12 protein-coding genes are annotated in these 15280 nt (G+C 74.1%); 5 read left to right on the top strand and 7 right to left on the bottom strand.

Annotated elements, in window-relative coordinates; genetic code table 11:
• Window positions 1–203: 203 nt before the first annotated feature.
• Complete coding sequence (locus ACFXAZ_RS15115) at window positions 204–3071, top strand: glycoside hydrolase family 2 TIM barrel-domain containing protein (protein ID WP_384589953.1); 2868 nt, start codon at window positions 204–206, stop codon at window positions 3069–3071.
• Between the two features lie 75 nt (window positions 3072–3146).
• Here the strand turns inward: ACFXAZ_RS15115 and ACFXAZ_RS15120 are convergent, their stop codons facing one another.
• Window positions 3147–3671 (bottom strand): hypothetical protein, encoded by a 525-nt coding sequence (locus tag ACFXAZ_RS15120; protein ID WP_384589956.1) that lies wholly within the window; start codon window positions 3669–3671, stop codon window positions 3147–3149.
• Entirely contained in the window at window positions 3668–5374 is a 1707-nt protein-coding gene (locus tag ACFXAZ_RS15125) for a PHP domain-containing protein (protein ID WP_384589959.1), read from the bottom strand. The genes ACFXAZ_RS15120 and ACFXAZ_RS15125 overlap by 4 nt, the downstream gene beginning before the upstream one ends.
• Window positions 5375–5630: 256 nt before the next feature.
• On the opposite strand from ACFXAZ_RS15125, the gene mmuM reads away from it, so the two are divergent.
• Window positions 5631–6542 carry a homocysteine S-methyltransferase gene (gene mmuM, locus ACFXAZ_RS15130; protein ID WP_384589962.1) on the top strand — a complete coding sequence of 304 codons (912 nt, stop codon included), beginning with the start codon at window positions 5631–5633 and terminating at the stop codon, window positions 6540–6542.
• A 158-nt stretch (window positions 6543–6700) separates the two neighbouring features.
• Here mmuM and ACFXAZ_RS15135 read toward each other — a convergent pair whose 3' ends face one another.
• A complete protein-coding gene (locus ACFXAZ_RS15135; RefSeq protein ID WP_384589965.1) occupies window positions 6701–8308 on the bottom strand; it encodes a carboxylesterase/lipase family protein in 1608 nt (535 codons plus the stop codon).
• A gap of 308 nt (window positions 8309–8616) precedes the next feature.
• Here ACFXAZ_RS15135 and ACFXAZ_RS15140 point away from each other — a divergent pair, with 308 nt between their 5' ends.
• Window positions 8617–9432, top strand: a complete 816-nt coding sequence (locus tag ACFXAZ_RS15140) for an SAM-dependent methyltransferase (protein WP_384589968.1) — start codon at window positions 8617–8619, stop codon at window positions 9430–9432.
• A gap of 157 nt (window positions 9433–9589) precedes the next feature.
• On the opposite strand, the gene ACFXAZ_RS15145 is transcribed toward ACFXAZ_RS15140, so the two are convergent.
• The gene (locus tag ACFXAZ_RS15145; protein ID WP_384589971.1) at window positions 9590–10321 is read right to left on the bottom strand and encodes a class I SAM-dependent methyltransferase; all 732 of its coding nucleotides are present in this window, start codon (window positions 10319–10321) and stop codon (window positions 9590–9592) included.
• 733 nt (window positions 10322–11054) lie between these two features.
• Here ACFXAZ_RS15145 and ACFXAZ_RS15150 point away from each other — a divergent pair.
• Entirely contained in the window at window positions 11055–11456 is a 402-nt protein-coding gene (locus ACFXAZ_RS15150; RefSeq protein WP_384589974.1) for a VOC family protein, read from the top strand.
• Here ACFXAZ_RS15150 and ACFXAZ_RS15155 read toward each other — a convergent pair.
• On the bottom strand, window positions 11436–12131 hold the full coding sequence (locus ACFXAZ_RS15155; protein ID WP_384589977.1) for a helix-turn-helix domain-containing protein: 696 nt from the start codon (window positions 12129–12131) through the stop codon (window positions 11436–11438). The genes ACFXAZ_RS15150 and ACFXAZ_RS15155 overlap by 21 nt on opposite strands.
• 10 nt (window positions 12132–12141) lie before the next feature.
• On the bottom strand, window positions 12142–13077 hold the full coding sequence (locus tag ACFXAZ_RS15160; protein ID WP_384589980.1) for an AraC family transcriptional regulator: 936 nt from the start codon (window positions 13075–13077) through the stop codon (window positions 12142–12144).
• A gap of 82 nt (window positions 13078–13159) precedes the next feature.
• Here ACFXAZ_RS15160 and ACFXAZ_RS15165 point away from each other — a divergent pair, with 82 nt between their 5' ends.
• Window positions 13160–14011: an NmrA family transcriptional regulator gene (locus ACFXAZ_RS15165; RefSeq protein ID WP_384589983.1), complete on the top strand. Its 852-nt coding sequence runs from the start codon at window positions 13160–13162 to the stop codon at window positions 14009–14011.
• Window positions 14012–14030: 19 nt separating this feature from the next.
• On the opposite strand, the gene ACFXAZ_RS15170 is transcribed toward ACFXAZ_RS15165, so the two are convergent.
• Window positions 14031–15197, bottom strand: a complete 1167-nt coding sequence (locus ACFXAZ_RS15170) for a YihY/virulence factor BrkB family protein (RefSeq protein ID WP_384589986.1) — start codon at window positions 15195–15197, stop codon at window positions 14031–14033.
• Between the last annotated feature and the right edge of the window lie 83 nt (window positions 15198–15280).

The following is a 15280-nucleotide window of genomic DNA, read 5'->3' on the forward strand; positions in this document are numbered from 1 at the left end:
CGGGGCCGGTGAGGAGCGGTCCGCCGCCGCTCCCGTCCCCGTGGGTACGCCGTTGCGGTGACCGTCGCGGGCCGCACGGGCGCGCGTCCCGCCATCGGCGCGGGCTTCCTGGGATGCCCCAGGGGACAGCCCTGCGGGCACCCTCTTGGCGATGGCTTCTCCGCCGTCGCCGGGACCGTCACCCAGGCCGACCGAGGAGAGCGATGTCCTTCCGTCCGACCACCGCCCCCGCCTACGTCGAGGATGTCTCGCCCGGCAGCGGCACCCTGCCGCCCCGGGCCCGCCCCCTGTCCACCGACGCCATGACGCTGTCGCTGAACGGCACCTGGCGCTTCCGGCTCTCCCCCACCGCGGGCGCCGAGGACGACTCCTTCGCCCGGCCCGGGTACGACGCCGGGCACTGGGCCGCGATCACCGTGCCCGGCCACTGGGTGCTCCAGGGCGACGGGGCGTTCGGCGCCCCGATCTACACCAACCAGGTCTATCCGTTCCCGGTCGACCCGCCGCGCGTACCGACCGAGAACCCCACCGGGGACCATCTGCGCGTCTTCGACCTGCCCGGCGGCTGGCCGGGCGACGGCGACGCGGTGCTGCGCTTCGACGGCGTGGAGTCCTGCGCCCGGGTGTGGCTGAACGGCACCGCGCTCGGCGAGTTCAAGGGGTCCCGGCTGCCGCACGAGTTCGCGGTCGGGGCGCTGCTGAGGCCGGGCGGCAACGTCCTCGCCGTACGGGTCCACCAGTGGTCGGCGGGCTCGTATCTGGAGGACCAGGACCAGTGGTGGCTGCCCGGCGTCTTCCGGGACGTGACGCTGCTGCACCGCCCGCCGGGCGCGGCGCGTGACTTCTTCGTGCACGCCTCCTACGACCACACCGCCGGGACGGGCACACTGCGCGTCGACTCCGAGGTGCCCGGCCGGGTCACCGTCCCGGAGCTGGGCCTGGACCTGGCGGCCGGCGAGACGGCGACGGTGCCGGTGGCGCCCTGGACGGCGGAGACCCCGCGGCTGTACGACGCCGTACTGGCCACCGCGGGCGAGCGGGTGGCGCTGCGCGTCGGCTTCCGGACCGTCGCCCTGCGCGACGGCCTGATCAAGGTCAACGGGCGGCCGGTCCTCTTCAGGGGCGTCAACCGGCACGAGTGGCACCCCGAGCGGGGCCGCGCGCTGGACCTGGCCACGATGCGCGAGGACGTGCTGCTGATGAAACGGCACAACGTCAACGCCGTGCGCGCCTCGCACTATCCGCCGCACCCGGCCTTCCTGGACCTGTGCGACGAGTACGGGCTGTGGGTGATCGACGAATGCGATCTGGAGACCCACGGTTTCACCGGGCAGGACTGGCGGGACAACCCGGCCGACGACGACCGCTGGACGCCCGCGCTGCTCGACCGGGCCGCGCGGATGGTCGAGCGGGACAAGAACCATCCGTCGGTGATCGTCTGGTCGCTGGGCAACGAGGCGGGCACCGGGCGCGGGCTGACCGCGATGGCCCGCTGGATCCGGGCGCGCGACTCCTCGCGGCTGCTGCACTACGAGGGCGACCACGACTGCCGCGACACCGACATGTACTCGCGGATGTATCTCCCGCACACGGAGACCGAGCTGATCGGGCGCGGTCTGGACGGCGGCACCCAGCGCCGCCGCCGGCTGCCGTTCGTGCTGTGCGAGTACGCGCACGCGATGGGCAACGGGCCGGGCGGACTCTCCGAGTACCAGCGGCTGTTCGAGTCGTACGACCGGCTCCAGGGCGGGTTCGTCTGGGAGTGGATCGACCACGGGGTGAAGGACGCGCGGTACGGGTTCGCGTACGGCGGTGACTTCGGGGAGGAGCTGCACGACGGGAACTTCGTGTGCGACGGACTGCTGTTCCCGGACCGTACCCCGTCCCCGGGGCTGGTGGAGTTCAAGAAGGTGATCGAGCCGGTCCGGATCGAGGGCGACGGCCGGGGCGGCACCGTACGGGTGACGAACCGGCAGGACTTCGCCGATCTGTCGGCGCTGGCGTTCGAGTGGGCGTACCAGGTGGAGGGCGCGACGGTGGCGGCGGGCACGCTGTCGGTGCCGCCGCTGGCGGCGGGCGAGTCGGCCGAACTGAAGCTGCCGCAGCCGCCGGACGGGCCCGGCGGCGAGGCGCTGTGGACGCTCCGGGCGGTGCTGGCCGGGGACACGGCATGGGCGGAGCGGGGCCACGAGGTGGCGTGGGCGCAGTTGCCCGCCGTCGCCCGCCGGGTGCCGCCGGTGCCGGCGGGCGCCCGCCCGGAGGAGCGCGAGGGCTCGATCGTCCTCGGCCCGGGGGTCTTCGACGCCCGCACGGGGGCGCCGCTGTCGCTCGGGGAGGTGCCGGTGACCGGGCTGCGGCTGGACGTCTGGCGGGCGCCCACCGACAACGACGAGGGCGCCCCCTGGCAGCCCGACCCCCGCCTCGGGCCGCTCTGGCGCACGCTGGGCCTGCACCGGATGCGGCACCGGCTGGACGGCGTGGAGGTGGGCGCGGACGCGCTGACGGTACGGACCCGGGTGGCGCCGGCGGGCCGGGAGGCGGGCCTGTCCACGGTGTACCGGTGGACCGGCGACGGCACCCGGCTGCGGCTGGCGGTCACGGTGACCCCGCAGGGCGCGTGGCCGGTGCCGCTGCCCCGGCTCGGGGTGCGCTTCGGGCTGGCGGCGGCGGACCGGGTGAGCTGGTACGGCGACGGGCCCGGCGAGGGCTACCCGGACACCCGGGCGGCCTGCCGCACGGGCCGCTGGCGGGCCACGGTCGACGCCCTCCAGACGCCGTACGTCCGGCCGCAGGAGAACGGGGCCCGGCCCGGCGTGCGCTGGGCGGAACTCGGCGGGCTGCGGGTCGAGGGCGACCCGGAGTTCTGGCTGACCGCCCGCCGCTGGACCACCGAGCAACTGGACGCGGCCGGGCATCTGAGCGACCTGACGCCCGGGGAGACGGTGTGGGTCAACCTGGACCACGGGCAGAGCGGCATCGGCTCGCAGTCCTGCGGGCCGGGCCCGCTGCCGCCGTATCTGCTGCGGGCGGACCCGGCCGAGTTCGCGTTCGTGTTCACCGCGACCGGCTGACCGGCTGAACGCCGCTCCCGCCCGCACGGCCGCCCCGGGTGCTCCCGGGACGGCCGAGGTGTGGGCGGACCGCGGTCAGTGGTCGACGCAGCAGGGAGTCGGGTCCGGGTGCTCGAACGGCACCAGGACGCCGCCCGCGGCGGGCTGGGCGGCGAGCACCAGACGGCCCTGGCGCCACTGCGGGCGGACGTGGTCGCGGGTGTGGAGCGGCAGGTCGGGGGCGGGGTCGCCCGGGGTGCCCAGGACGGTCACCGCGTCGATCGCGGAGGCCGCGAGGATCTCCCCGACCGGCAGGGTGCCGGTGAGCGCGGCGACGCCCGGGTAACGGACGGCCCTGCCGCAGTCGTCGGGGGCGCCGTCGGTGACCTCGTGGCCCAGGGCGGTGAGCCGGTCCCGGGCGGCGCCGCGCGCCTCGGGCGATTCCAGGGTGAAGGACAGGACGACGCGCGGCCGGTCGTCCCGCACCAGGTGGGTGCAGCCGAACCCGCCCTCGGGGAGGGCGAGATCGGCCGCGAGCGCCTGGAGCAGGTGATCGGCCGCCCGCAGGTCCTTCGTCCCCGCGTCGACCGTGAGGGCGGACCCGAAGACGAAGGGGGTCACGAGGGCAGGACCCACACCGGGTTGGTGTAGAACCACAGGTCCTTCCACGGGTCGGCGTCGCCGACCACGTCCAGCACCGGGCCGTTCGGGTCGACGGCGGCGCCGCCCACGCCCACGCCGTTGCGGTTGCCGTCGGTGCCGCGCAGCCGGACGTAGACCGGGCGGTCGACCTTGCCCAGGTCGTAGGTCAGCTTCGCGGTGCCGGTGGACTTGTTCACCTCGTACGAGCCGACCACCTTGGCGGACGGGGCGGTGAAGGTGTCCCGGTCCTTGACGGCGCCGGTGACATCGCCCTGGATGACGTCCACGCGGGCCAGCTTCGGGGTGAACCCGGCCCAGTTGTGGCCGCCGGCCAGCGCGACCTCGACGGAGAGGGTGACGCGGGTGCCCTTCTTGACCTGGAGGGCGCCGCCGAGGGTGGCCCAGCGGCTGCCGCCGCTCAGCCGCACGTCCAGGCCGGAGAGCAGCTGGCCGTGGTCGACCCAGATACGGCCGGCGCGGATGCCGTCCATGACGGACGCGTACGAGAAGTCCTCGGAGCCGACGTGGGTCCGGCTGTAGTAGCCGGGCCAGTAGTCGCCCTGCGCCAGGTCGACGCCGCCGTAGACCGGGTCGTCCCAGCGGCCGTTGGTGTTGAAGTCGCCGCCGCCGCGGGCCGCGGTGTCCGCGTAGATCTGGTGGGAGTCGGAGTTGGCGGTGATCCACCAGGGCTTGCCCTCGGCGATCAGGCTGTCCCACAGGCCGCCGACGGTGGCGGTCATCCAGTCGAAGCCGCCCCAGGTGCGGTAGCTCTCCAGCGGGTAGCCGGCGAAGGAGTCCGCGCTGGGGTTGTTGTCGTAGATGCCACGGGCCCGGCCGGGGCCGAGCGGGGCGGGCAGTCCGGCGGCCTGGTGACCGGGGGCGCCCTCGAAGCCGACGGCGATCTGCTGGCTCACGGGGGACGCGTCGCGCCAGGCGCGGATCTCGTGCGGGGAGTCCACGCCCCGGCGCGCCGGGTGGTTGGCGAGCATCAGCGCGTCCTGCACCTTGCGCTTCTTGACCTGGTCGTGGAGGAAGGCCAGACCGGCGACGGCGAGGGCCTCGTTGGCGGGCGAGTTGCCGGTGGCGCCCTTGACGCTGCCGTCGTAGTCGTTCTCGAACTGCTTGAGGACGGACACCTCGTTCTTGCCGGGGTGCACGAACACCGTGCCGTGCTCGGCGGACGGGATGTTCCACTCCAGGCCCTGGAAGACCAGGGTGTCCTTGTACGCGGAACGGGCTTCCTTGATGTCCGGGTTGACCTTCTCCACACCGATCTTGGCGTGCGTGGCGCTGCCGTGGTCGGTGATGACCAGCCAGTCCATGCCGTGCTTGGCGCCCTGGCGGACCTGGTCGCCGACGGTGTACTTGCCGTCGTTGCTGTACTGGGTGTGGATGTGGTGGTCACCGGCCAGCCACAGGAAGCCGTTCTTGCGGCTGCCGGAGGAGGACGACGCCGACTGGGCCGTGGAGGCCGCGGCGGCCTGCGGCGCGAGCACGCTGCCGGCGGCGAGACCGGCGCCGAGGAGTCCGGCGCGGCGCAGCAGCGTGCGGCGGGAGCGCTGGGCGGGGCTCAGTTCGCCGTCCGGCACGGAGGCGTCGAACGCGGCGGGCAACGCCGTCTGCTCGTGCTCGTGGTCATGATCGTGGTGGTGGTGATGCCCGGGTCCGTGGCTGTGCCCCATGATGTGCCTCCTGTTACCGCCGCTGTCTGCTGCGACGGCTGCTGTTCGCGGTGCTGCTGCTCCGCGTGAGGAGAATCGTGGTGACGCATGAACTTTGCGCGACCATCGGGTGATCACCGGACGGCCCCGACACGCACGCTCGCACGGCCGTTCACAGCTTGCGTGCGGGACTTCGCGTTTGGGCCGGTTTGAGGAGATCTGGGAGCGGGCCCGGTTTCCTTGGTCGGCGCGGTCCGGGGTCGACTAGCGTCGAGGTATGAGCAGTGCACGCCCCTCCTCGTTCGCCGCCGCGCTCGCCGCCGGGACGCTGGTGCTCGACGGGGGGATGTCCAACCAGCTGGAAGCCGCCGGGCACGACCTGGGGGACGCGCTGTGGTCGGCGCGGTTGCTGGAGGCGGAGCCGGAGGCGATCGTCGCGGCGCATCTCGCCTACTTCGCGGCCGGGGCCGATGTCGCCATCACGGCCAGCTACCAGGCGACCTTCGAGGGGTTCGCCCGGCGGGGCATCGGGCGGGAGCGCGCGGCGGAGCTGATCGGGCACAGTGTGGAGCTGGCGCGGGAGGCGGCGCGGCGGGCGGGGGTGGCGCGGCGCCTGTGGGTGGCGGGGTCGGTGGGGCCGTACGGGGCGATGCTGGCGGACGGGTCCGAGTACCGGGGGCGGTACGGGGTGGGCGTGGCGGAGCTGGAGCGGTTCCATCGGGCCCGGGTGGAGGTGCTGGCGGGGGCCGGGGCGGATGTGCTCGCGCTGGAGACGGTTCCGGACACCGACGAGGCGGTGGCGCTGCTGCGGGCCGTGCGGGGGGTGGGGGTGCCGGTGTGGCTGTCGTACACGGTGGAGGGGCCGCGGACGCGGGCGGGGCAGCCGTTGGAGGAGGCGTTCGGGCTGGTGGCGGGGGTGGATGAGGTGGTGGCGGTGGGGGTGAACTGCTGTGCGCCTGCGGATGTGGGGCCGGCGGTGGGGCTGGCCGCCCGGGTCACGGGGAAGCCGGTCGTTGTGTATCCGAACAGTGGGGAGACGTGGGGTGGCGGGGGGTGGGTGGGGCGGTCCACTTTTTCCGCCGGGATGGTGCGGGGGTGGCGGGAGGGTGGGGCTCGGCTGGTGGGGGGGTGCTGTCGGGTGGGGCCGGATGTGATCGCTTCCGTTGCGGGGGTTTTGCGGGAGGGGTAGGGGGTGGGGGGGCGGTTTGTGCCGGGTGCGGGTTGTGGGTGGCTGGTCGCGCAGTTCCCCGCGCCCCCAAGAAGGTCGGTTGCCCAGCCGCCCCCTCACGGCTCCCGCGTCCAGCCCCCCTCACGGCTCCCGCGCCCTGTAGCCCGCCTACGTCAGGCTCACGCTCCGCCGCCGCCTACGTCCGTTCGTCTCACGCTTCCCGGGAGGCGTAGGCGGCGGACCACTGAGCGGAGTTCTGTCATGCGGGCCGGGAGGGGGGTGGGGTCGGGTGGGGGTGGGGACTGGGGTGGGGGTGGGGTGGTCCAGAGGGAGAGGTGGGCGTCTCGGGGGGCCTTGACGGTGTGGGGTGGGGCGGCGCCGAAGAGGTGGACCGGATGGGTGGGGTCCCAGTGCGGCCAGCCCGGGGTGCCGTCGGTGGCGAACCGGATCCAGGAGCGGTGCATCGCGTCGGCCAGGGCCTGGGGAGCGCCGGTGCCCGCGAGCTTGACGGCGTCGGGGGTCTCGCCGGTGTCGAAGACGAAGCCGAGTTCCAGGGCGTGGCAGGCGCCGAGGTCGGGGAGAAGGGACGGCCAGGCGAACTCGTAGAGGTAGGACGAGGTGGGGCGGGCGTCGGCCAAGTGGTGCATCGGGCGGCGCAGCAGGTGGTCGGTGACCATCTGGCCGACGATCTCGGCGGTGCCGGCCTCGGGGCTCAGGGCGCGGTAGCCGCGCGGCACCTCGTGGCCGCAGTGGCAGCGGGCCATGGCTCCGGCGAGGGCGACGGGCCCGAGGCGGTCGACGCGTTCCAGGAGGCCGCCGGGGACCAGCCACAGACGGTACTCGTCCCGGGTCCAGCCCATCAGCAGGTCCACGCCCGGGGCCGCGATGCCCTCCGCCAGGGCCGTCAGGGGGTCGCGCGGGACGACCTCGCCGTCCACCACGATGCCGAAGGCCGGGCCGCCCAGCACCGGGCTGCTGAGCCGGCCCACCTCGCCCTGGGTGCGCAGCAGCAGCTCACGGTCGACCTCGGCGAAGGCCGCGGCGGTGGCCGGCACTCGCAGCCGGGTGGCCATCCGGCGCACCATCCGCCGTACCTTGTCCCGCTCGACCGCCTCCGGCGCCCCGCTCTGGAGCACCGCCCGTCGCACCAGGCCCTGGGTCTGCGGGGCGGCGATCAGCGCGCCGACGCTGATGGCGCCCGCCGACTGGCCGAACACCGTGATCCGCCCGGGGTCCCCGCCGAACTCCTCGATCGACTCGTGCACCCAGGTCAGCGCGGCGATCTGGTCGCGCAGACCGGCGTTCGCGGGGGTGTCGGGGAACAGGCCGTAGCCCTCGACGCCGAGCCGGTAGTTGATCGAGACGAGGACCACCCCGTCCCGCGCGAACGGCCCGCCGTCGTAGACCGGCACCGCCGACGACCCCCGGGTCAGCGCGCCGCCGTGCACCCACACCATGACCGGCAGCCGGGCGCCGGGGCCGGGCTCGGGCGTCCAGATATTGAGGTTCAGACAGTCGTCGCCGGGGACGACCGGGTCGGAGAGGTACTGCGCGAAGGCTTCGGAGTACGGCGGTTTCGGCGGCGTCGGGCCGAAGTCGACGGCGGCCCGGACCCCGTCCCAGGGCGCGGGCGGCACGGGCGGGCGGAAGCGGTTCGGGCCGAAGGGGGGCGCCGCGTACGGAACCCCCCGGAACACCGCGACCTCGTTCTCGTAGCGTCCTCGTACCGCCCCGTACGGCGTCCGCACCACGGGGTCCGTCCGGTCCGCCCGGTCTGCCCTTGTCATCCGCCCACCAGCCCTTCATCACGGCTCGCGCGTGACTTCCAGAGCATCACACCGGGCTGATCTATTCCGGTGCGGGACGGGTGCGCGGGGGCTGTTCAGGTGACGATGGGCGCTCGATGATCTTGCCGGAAGGGCTCCAGGCTGTCCTTCGTCCGCGACGTCGTGGCATCGTGTACTCGCCACCCCCAGAAGATGGCCAAAACTTCACCGTGCGCATGCGGCGAGCCGTCACAAAGCCGCAGCTCCGGTCGGAAGTTCGCCTACGTTGTTGCTGACCTGATCATTTCTCTTCCGCAGGAGGCACTGCCGTGTCGGAGTCCAACCCCCAGATCGTCGCCTCGGCGGAGATTCGCGCTCGGATCGACACCACCAAGCCGCACTCCGCCCGTTTCTGGAACTACTTCGTCGGGGGCAAGGACAACTACGAGGTCGACCGCGAGATCGGGGACCACATCAAGGAGATCTTCCCCGGGCTGGTCGATGTCGCGGTCACCAGCCGGCACTTCCTGGGCCGTGCCGTGCGGTACCTGGCCGTGGAGCAGGGCATCCGGCAGTTCCTGGACGTCGGCACCGGGCTGCCGACCGCCGACAACACCCATGAGGTCGCCCAGCGGGCCGCGCCGGACGCCCGGATCGTGTACGTCGACAACGACCCGATCGTGCTGACCCACGCCAACGCGCTGCTGACCAGCACTCCCGAGGGCAAGACCGCCTACCTGGACGCCGATCTGTACGACCCGGACACGGTCCTCAAGGCCGCCGCGGGCACGCTGGACTTCTCGCAGCCGATCGCCCTGATCATCCTCAACACGCTCGGCCATGTCGCCGAGTACGACAAGGCGCGCGCCCTGGTGCAGCGGCTGATGGCCGGTCTGCCCGCGGGCAGCCACCTGGTGATCAGCGACTCCACCGCGACCAGCGAGGGCATGATCGCCGCGTCGGACGCGTACAACGCCAGCGGCGCGGTGCCGTACTACGTGCGCGGCGTGGCGGAGATCGCCGGGTTCTTCGACGGCCTGGAGCTGGTGGAGCCGGGGGTCACCCAGGTGAACCGCTGGCGGCCGGAGGGCGACACGTCGGACGTGGCCGTGGACGCGTACGGCGCGGTGGGCCGCAAGGCCTGAATTCGCCCCTGAGGGGGCGGTCCGGTGACCGTCGGTTTTCAGCCACGTACTGGTCCCCCGGTCCGCTCCCCCGGGCCCGGCCACCGAGGGGGAGCCGGCACGCTTTCGTCCGGTCGATCCCCCCCCCGGGGACGGTGGTCTTCGGCCGGCCGGCGTGTCAGTCCGTCGCGGGCCGCAGCGCCACGAACACGAACTCACGGCCGGGCCGGTCGGGCGCGTCCCGCACGTCCGCCACCCGGTATCCGTGCTCCGCCAGGTCCGCCGCCACCTCCGCGCGCTCGCGGAACCGCAGGGTCGAGTGGGAGCGCAGGGTCTCGCCGCCGGGAAGGTCGTAGGACGAACGGAACGTCACCAGCGGGCCGTCCGCCTCGATCAGGTCGATCCAGTGGGTGACCGGACCGGCCCCGGGGACGTCGGTCACGGTGTACGTCTCCTCGCGGTTCCACTTCTCCCAGGCCCGGCGGGCCGGGTCGCGGGTCTCGAACACCAGGCGCCCGCCCGGCCGCAGCGCCCGGTACGCGCCGCGCAGGGTCCGCCGCCAGTCCTGCGGGTCGGCGATGGCCTGGGCGACATTGCCGGTCATGGTGGCCAGGTCGGCGGCGAGCGGGGGCAGCGCGCCCGCGTCGCCGTGGATCCAGCGCACCCGCCCGGCGCCCGGCTTGCCCCGCGCCACGTCCAGCGAGGCCGCCGCCGGATCGACGCCCACCACCTCCAGACCCCGCCCGGCCAGCAGCAGCGCGAACACGCCGGTACCGCAGCCGATGTCCAGGACCCGGCGGGCCCCGAACTCCTCGGCCATCCCCAGATAGGCGTCCAGGTCGGACCGGTCCGGGTCGAGCGGGTCGTAGAGCGGGGCGAGCCGGGGATCAGCGAAGCAGGCGTCGGGCATGGGGCGACGGTAGGGGGGCGGGAGGCCGCGGGCAACGGGGTTTCCGGGCGCTGTGACGTCCGGTACGGGGTCCGTGTGGAGTCCCATGCCCTGGCAGTCATCCATCTCCCGGCGCCCCGCCTCCTGGAGTCCCCGTCCTGGCGCCCTGTGACCTGGCGCCCGTCTCCTGACGTCCTGCGACCCGCCGCGCCCGTGATCCGCCGTCGGTCTCCCGGGGCCCACGACCCGCCGCCCGCGTCCCGGCGTCCTGTGCCCCGTCGCCGGTCCCCTGGCGCCCCGTGATCCGCCGTCGGTCTCCAGGTTCCCGCGACCCACCGCCGGTCCACCGGCGCCCCGCCACCCTCCGTCGGTCCCCCGGCGCCCGGAGACCCCGCCGCCGATCTCCAGGCCCCGCGACCCACCACCCGCCACCCAACATCCGGCCCTCGCCGCCCGCGCCCCCGCCCCGCCACCAGTCTCCCGGCGCCCCGGCGCCCCGCCGCCCAACGTTTGCCGCCCGGCATCCCGCGACCCACCGCCCGGCTCCCTGGCTTCCGGGGCCCCGATTCCCGGCCCGCCGTCCCCGCCCCCGCTCCCGAGCCCCATCCTCAGGCGTCCCCACCCCAGGCATCCCCTTCCCTGGTTACCACCCCCCGGCGCCCCTTCCGCCCTGTCCTCGTCTTCCTGCCCCCTCTCCCCCACCCCCGTCCGATTCCTTCAAGACCCCCACCTCCTCCCTGCCTACGGTGGCCCCATGACTCCACGATTCGATGCGTTCGGCCTGGTCGTCTCCGACATGGCCGCCTCTGTCGCCTTCTACCGCCGGCTCGGGTTCGTCTTCCCGGACGGCGCGGACGCGCACCCGCACGCGGAGGCCGAGTTGCCCGGCGGGCTGCGGCTGCTGCTGGACACCGAGGAGAGCGTGCGCGCCTTCCACCCCGGGTTCGTACCGCCCGCGGGGTCCCGGCACTCGCTCGCGCTGCGCTGTGACGACCCGGCCGAGGTGGACCTGGTCTACGGGGAGCTGACCGGGGCCGGGTACCACGGTGAGCTGAAGCCCTGGGACGCCTTCTGGGGGCAGCGGTACGCGGTGGTGCACGACCCGGACGGCAACGGCGTGGACCTGTTCGCCGCGCTACCGGGCGCCGCCGAGTAGCTCCCCGAGCGGCAGCCCGGTCAGGTCCTTCACGTCCCGGGACAGATGCGCCTGGTCGGCGTAGCCCGCGCGGGCGGCGGTCTCGGCGTAGGGGCCGCCCGCGCGGGCCAGGGCCAGCGCCCGCTGGAGCCGCAGCACCCGGGCGAGGGTCTTCGGGCCGTAGCCGAAGGCGGCCAGGGAGCGGCGGTGCAGCTGGCGGGCGCCCAGGCCGAGCCGGTCGGCGGTCGCGGCGACCGGGCGGCCCGCGGCGAGGGCGGCGACGACCTGCCGCAGCGCGGGGTCGGGCGGTGCGGTGAGCGCGGCGCGTTCCAGCGCCAGGGCTTCGAGGGCGGCGCCGGGATCGGCGGCGGCGGACATCCGCGCGGCCAGCGGACGCACCTCGGCGGACGGCCACAGGTCGGTCAGGGCCACCCGGCGGTCGCGCAGTTCGTGCGCGGGGACACCGAGAAGCGCGGGCGCGGTGCCGGGGGCGAGACGGACGCCGGTCCAGGGGCCGGCCCGGCCGTCCCCGGGGCGGTGCGCCCGGGTGTCGGGGCCCGCGACCAGCAGCCGGCCGTCGTGCCAGAGCAGGTCCATGCAGCCGTCGGGCAGGACGCGTCCGGTGCCGGGGCGGCCGGACGGGGTGCTCGTCCAGACGACCGCGCCGGTCAGCCGGGAGGCCCGTTCCTGGTACACGTACGCCAGGCTACGCCGGGCGGGAGCGGTGCTCCTGGGGGCTGACGCCGTACACCCGTTTGAAGGCGCTGGACAGGGCGAAGGCGCTGCCGTAGCCGACCCGGCGGGCGATGGACTCCAGGGTGTCGTCGCTGTCGCGCAGCCGGTCGGCGGCCAGGGCCAGGCGCCAGCCGGTGAGGTGGGTCATCACGGGCTCGCCGACCAGGGCCGTGAAGCGGCGGGCCAGCGCGGCGCGGGAGACACCGGCCTTGGCGGCGAGGGTGGCGACCGTCCAGGGGTGCGCGGGGTCGTCCTGGAGAAGGCGCAGGACCCGGCCGACGACCGGGTCGGCGAGGGCGCGGTACCAGGCGGGGGCGGCTGCGTCGGGGCGGGAGAACCAGGCCCGCAGGATGGCGATGACCAGCAGGTCGAGCATCCGGTCCAGGACCACCTCCTGGCCGGGCTCGTCGCGCACGATCTCGTCCATGACCAGCGGGGCGAGCGGGCAGTCCCACACGTCGGGGGCGAGGGAGAGCAGCGGGGGCAGGGCGTCCAGCAGCCGGGCGCTGATCTCGCCCTGCCAGAGATAGGTGCCGATCAGCAGGACGGTCTCCCCGTCGGGATGATCGCCCCAGGTGCGTACGCCGAGGTCCATGGACCCGTTGAGGGGGCGGCCGTCGGGATAGCTGCACTCGCCGCCGGGCAGGATCAGCGCCTGCGGGGCGGTGCCGGGGTCGTCGCCGCAGGTGTAGGCGGCGGGCCCGCGCGCGATGGCCACGTCGCCGGTGCGCAGCAGCAGCCGCTCCCCGGTGTCCGACAGCACCCAGGCCGTGCCGCGCACCATGACCATCACCGTGAGCGGCGCGTGGTCCTCCACGCGTACGGCCCACGGCGGGTCGAAACAGGCCCGGATCATGTGGGCACCCCGCGCGCGGGGGCCGTCCAGCAGGCCGGCGAGTGCGTCCATGGGGGCCAGCGTAGACGGACGCTTATGGCGGTGAGCGGCTCGGCGATGGGCGGTCCCGGCGCGCGGGCGTTGACTGGGAGACATGGCACACCACACGAAGGACATCAAAGACATCAAGGACATGACCCTGGTCGTCACCGGGGCCTCGGGCCGTACCGGGCGCCGGGTGGCGGCGGCGGCGAGCGGCGCGGGCCTGACCGTACGGGCCGCGTCGCGGGCGGGGGGCTTCGACTGGAACGACCGGACGACCTGGGCGGACACGCTGCGCGGCGCGGACGCGGCGTTTCTGGTGCACCCCGCCGACGTGGGTGCCCCGGAGGCGACCCTCGCGGTCGGGCTGCTCGCCCACGAGGCGGTGTCGCTGGGCGTGCGGCGGCTGGTGCTGCTGTCGGGGCGCGGGGAGGAGCAGGCGCGGCCCACCGAGGAGGCGCTGCGCGAGTCGGGCGCGGACTGGACGGTCGTACGGGCCGCCTGGTTCATGCAGAACTTCAGCGAAGGGCTGCTGGCGGACCAGTTGCGGGGCGGGGAGCTGGTGTTCCCGGCGGGCGGGGTGCGTGAGCCGTTCGTGGATCTCCAGGATGTGGCGGACGTGGTCGTGACGGCGCTGACGTCCGGTGACACCTATGTCCGCAAGTCGCTCGACGTGTCCGGGGGACAGTTGCTGACCTGGGGCGAGGCGGTCGCGGAGATCGCCGCGGTCACCGGCCGCGACCTCGCTTTCCGCTCGCCGCCGATGCCGGTGTACGGCGAGGCGCTGGCCGGTTTCGGTCTGCCGCCGGAGGAGGTCGCCTTCCTGCTTGAGGTCTTCGAGGGCCTCCTCGACGGCCGCAACGCCCATCTCTCCGAGGGGATCCAGGAGGTGCTGGGCCGCGCTCCCCGTACCTTTTCCGGCTTTGTCCGGGAGTCGGCCGCGGCGGGGGTGTGGCAGGGGTGAGGCGCCCGCCGGGCCGGGGTCATCCCTCCCGGTTGCCGCGGTGGTCGTTCTCGCCGTGCTTGCCCGGCGCCTTGCCGTGGGTGGCGCGCAGGCGGGAGGTGACGTCCTCCGGGGGGAGGAAGCGGGACCAGCGTTCGGGGAACTCCGACGGCATGTCCGGGTCGTCGGGGTCCTCGGGGTGGGCCTCGCGGGCGGCCTTGGCGCGGGCGACGTACTCCTCGACCTGCGCCTCGCGCAGCCGTTCGTTGGCGGCGCGGGCGGCGGCGGTCGCGGCGGCGGGCCAGACGCGGTCGATGGCGGCGTTCATGGCCGCGCCGACCAGGACGGCGAAGGCGGACACGCCGATCCACAGCAGGACGGCGACGGCGGCGGCGAGGGAGCCGTAGATCGTGGCGCCCTCGACGGTGTTCGCGAGGTAGATGCGCAGCAGGAAGCTGCCGAGCACCCACATGCCGAGGGCGACCAGGGCGCCGGGGACGTCCTCGATCCACGGGGAGCGGACCGGCACGGAGACGTGGTACAGCGTGGTCAGGAAGGCGACCGACAGGACGATGACGACTGGCCAGTACAGCACTTGGACGAGCGTCGTGGACCAGGGCAGGATCCGCAGCACCGCGTCCGGCCCGGCCACCATCAGCGGCAGGGCGATGGAGCCGACCACCAGGGCGGCGAGGAACAGCAGGAACGACACCAGCCGGGTCTTGACGATGCCGCGCACCCCGTCGAGGCCGTACATCACGGTGATCGTGTCGATGAAGACGTTGACCGCGCGCGAGCCCGACCACAGGGCGAACAGAAAACCTATGGAGATCACGTCGGGCCGCCCGCCGCGCATCACATCGTCCAGGATCGGCTTGGCGATCTCGGTGACGCCCTTGTCGGACAGGACCGTGCGGGACGCCTCCAGGAGATTGGTCTCCAGGCTGGAGATGGTGTCGGTGCCGGTCCAGTCGTCGACGTAGCCGAGCAGCCCGATCATGCTGAGCAGCAGCGGCGGTACCGACAGCAGGGTGAAGAACGCCGCCTCGGCGGCCAGGCCCAGGATGCGGTACTCGATACAGGAATTGACGGTGTCCTTGACCAGCAGCCAGGCGGTCCGGCGCTTGGAGACGTTCCGGTAGAGGGCACGCGCGCGATGCAGACGGCCGGAGGGCGGCGTCTCGGGGAGGTCACTTGCTGGCTGCACGAGCCAAAGGTATCGGCCTGGCCAGGCATCACTCACCCAGGTGGGGGGCCGGGAGGGGAACGCGTGTCCGCGAGCCGATCGGT

The organism is Streptomyces sp. NPDC059477, assembly GCF_042749375.1.
In the GTDB taxonomy this organism is placed as follows: Bacteria; Actinomycetota; Actinomycetes; order Streptomycetales; family Streptomycetaceae; genus Streptomyces.

Bases quoted from the DNA above. Each gene is read 5' to 3' on its own strand.
- ACFXAZ_RS15125 (WP_384589959.1), bottom strand. From the start codon at position 5,374: ATGGGGCACAGCCACGGACCCGGGCATCACCACCACCACGATCATGAC.
- ACFXAZ_RS15165 (WP_384589983.1), top strand. From the start codon at position 13,160: ATGGCACACCACACGAAGGACATCAAAGACATCAAGGACATGACCCTG.
- ACFXAZ_RS15115 (WP_384589953.1), top strand. From the start codon at position 204: ATGTCCTTCCGTCCGACCACCGCCCCCGCCTACGTCGAGGATGTCTCG.
- mmuM (WP_384589962.1), top strand. From the start codon at position 5,631: ATGAGCAGTGCACGCCCCTCCTCGTTCGCCGCCGCGCTCGCCGCCGGG.
- ACFXAZ_RS15135 (WP_384589965.1), bottom strand. From the start codon at position 8,308: ATGACAAGGGCAGACCGGGCGGACCGGACGGACCCCGTGGTGCGGACG.
- ACFXAZ_RS15150 (WP_384589974.1), top strand. From the start codon at position 11,055: ATGACTCCACGATTCGATGCGTTCGGCCTGGTCGTCTCCGACATGGCC.
- ACFXAZ_RS15145 (WP_384589971.1), bottom strand. From the start codon at position 10,321: ATGCCCGACGCCTGCTTCGCTGATCCCCGGCTCGCCCCGCTCTACGAC.
- ACFXAZ_RS15160 (WP_384589980.1), bottom strand. From the start codon at position 13,077: ATGGACGCACTCGCCGGCCTGCTGGACGGCCCCCGCGCGCGGGGTGCC.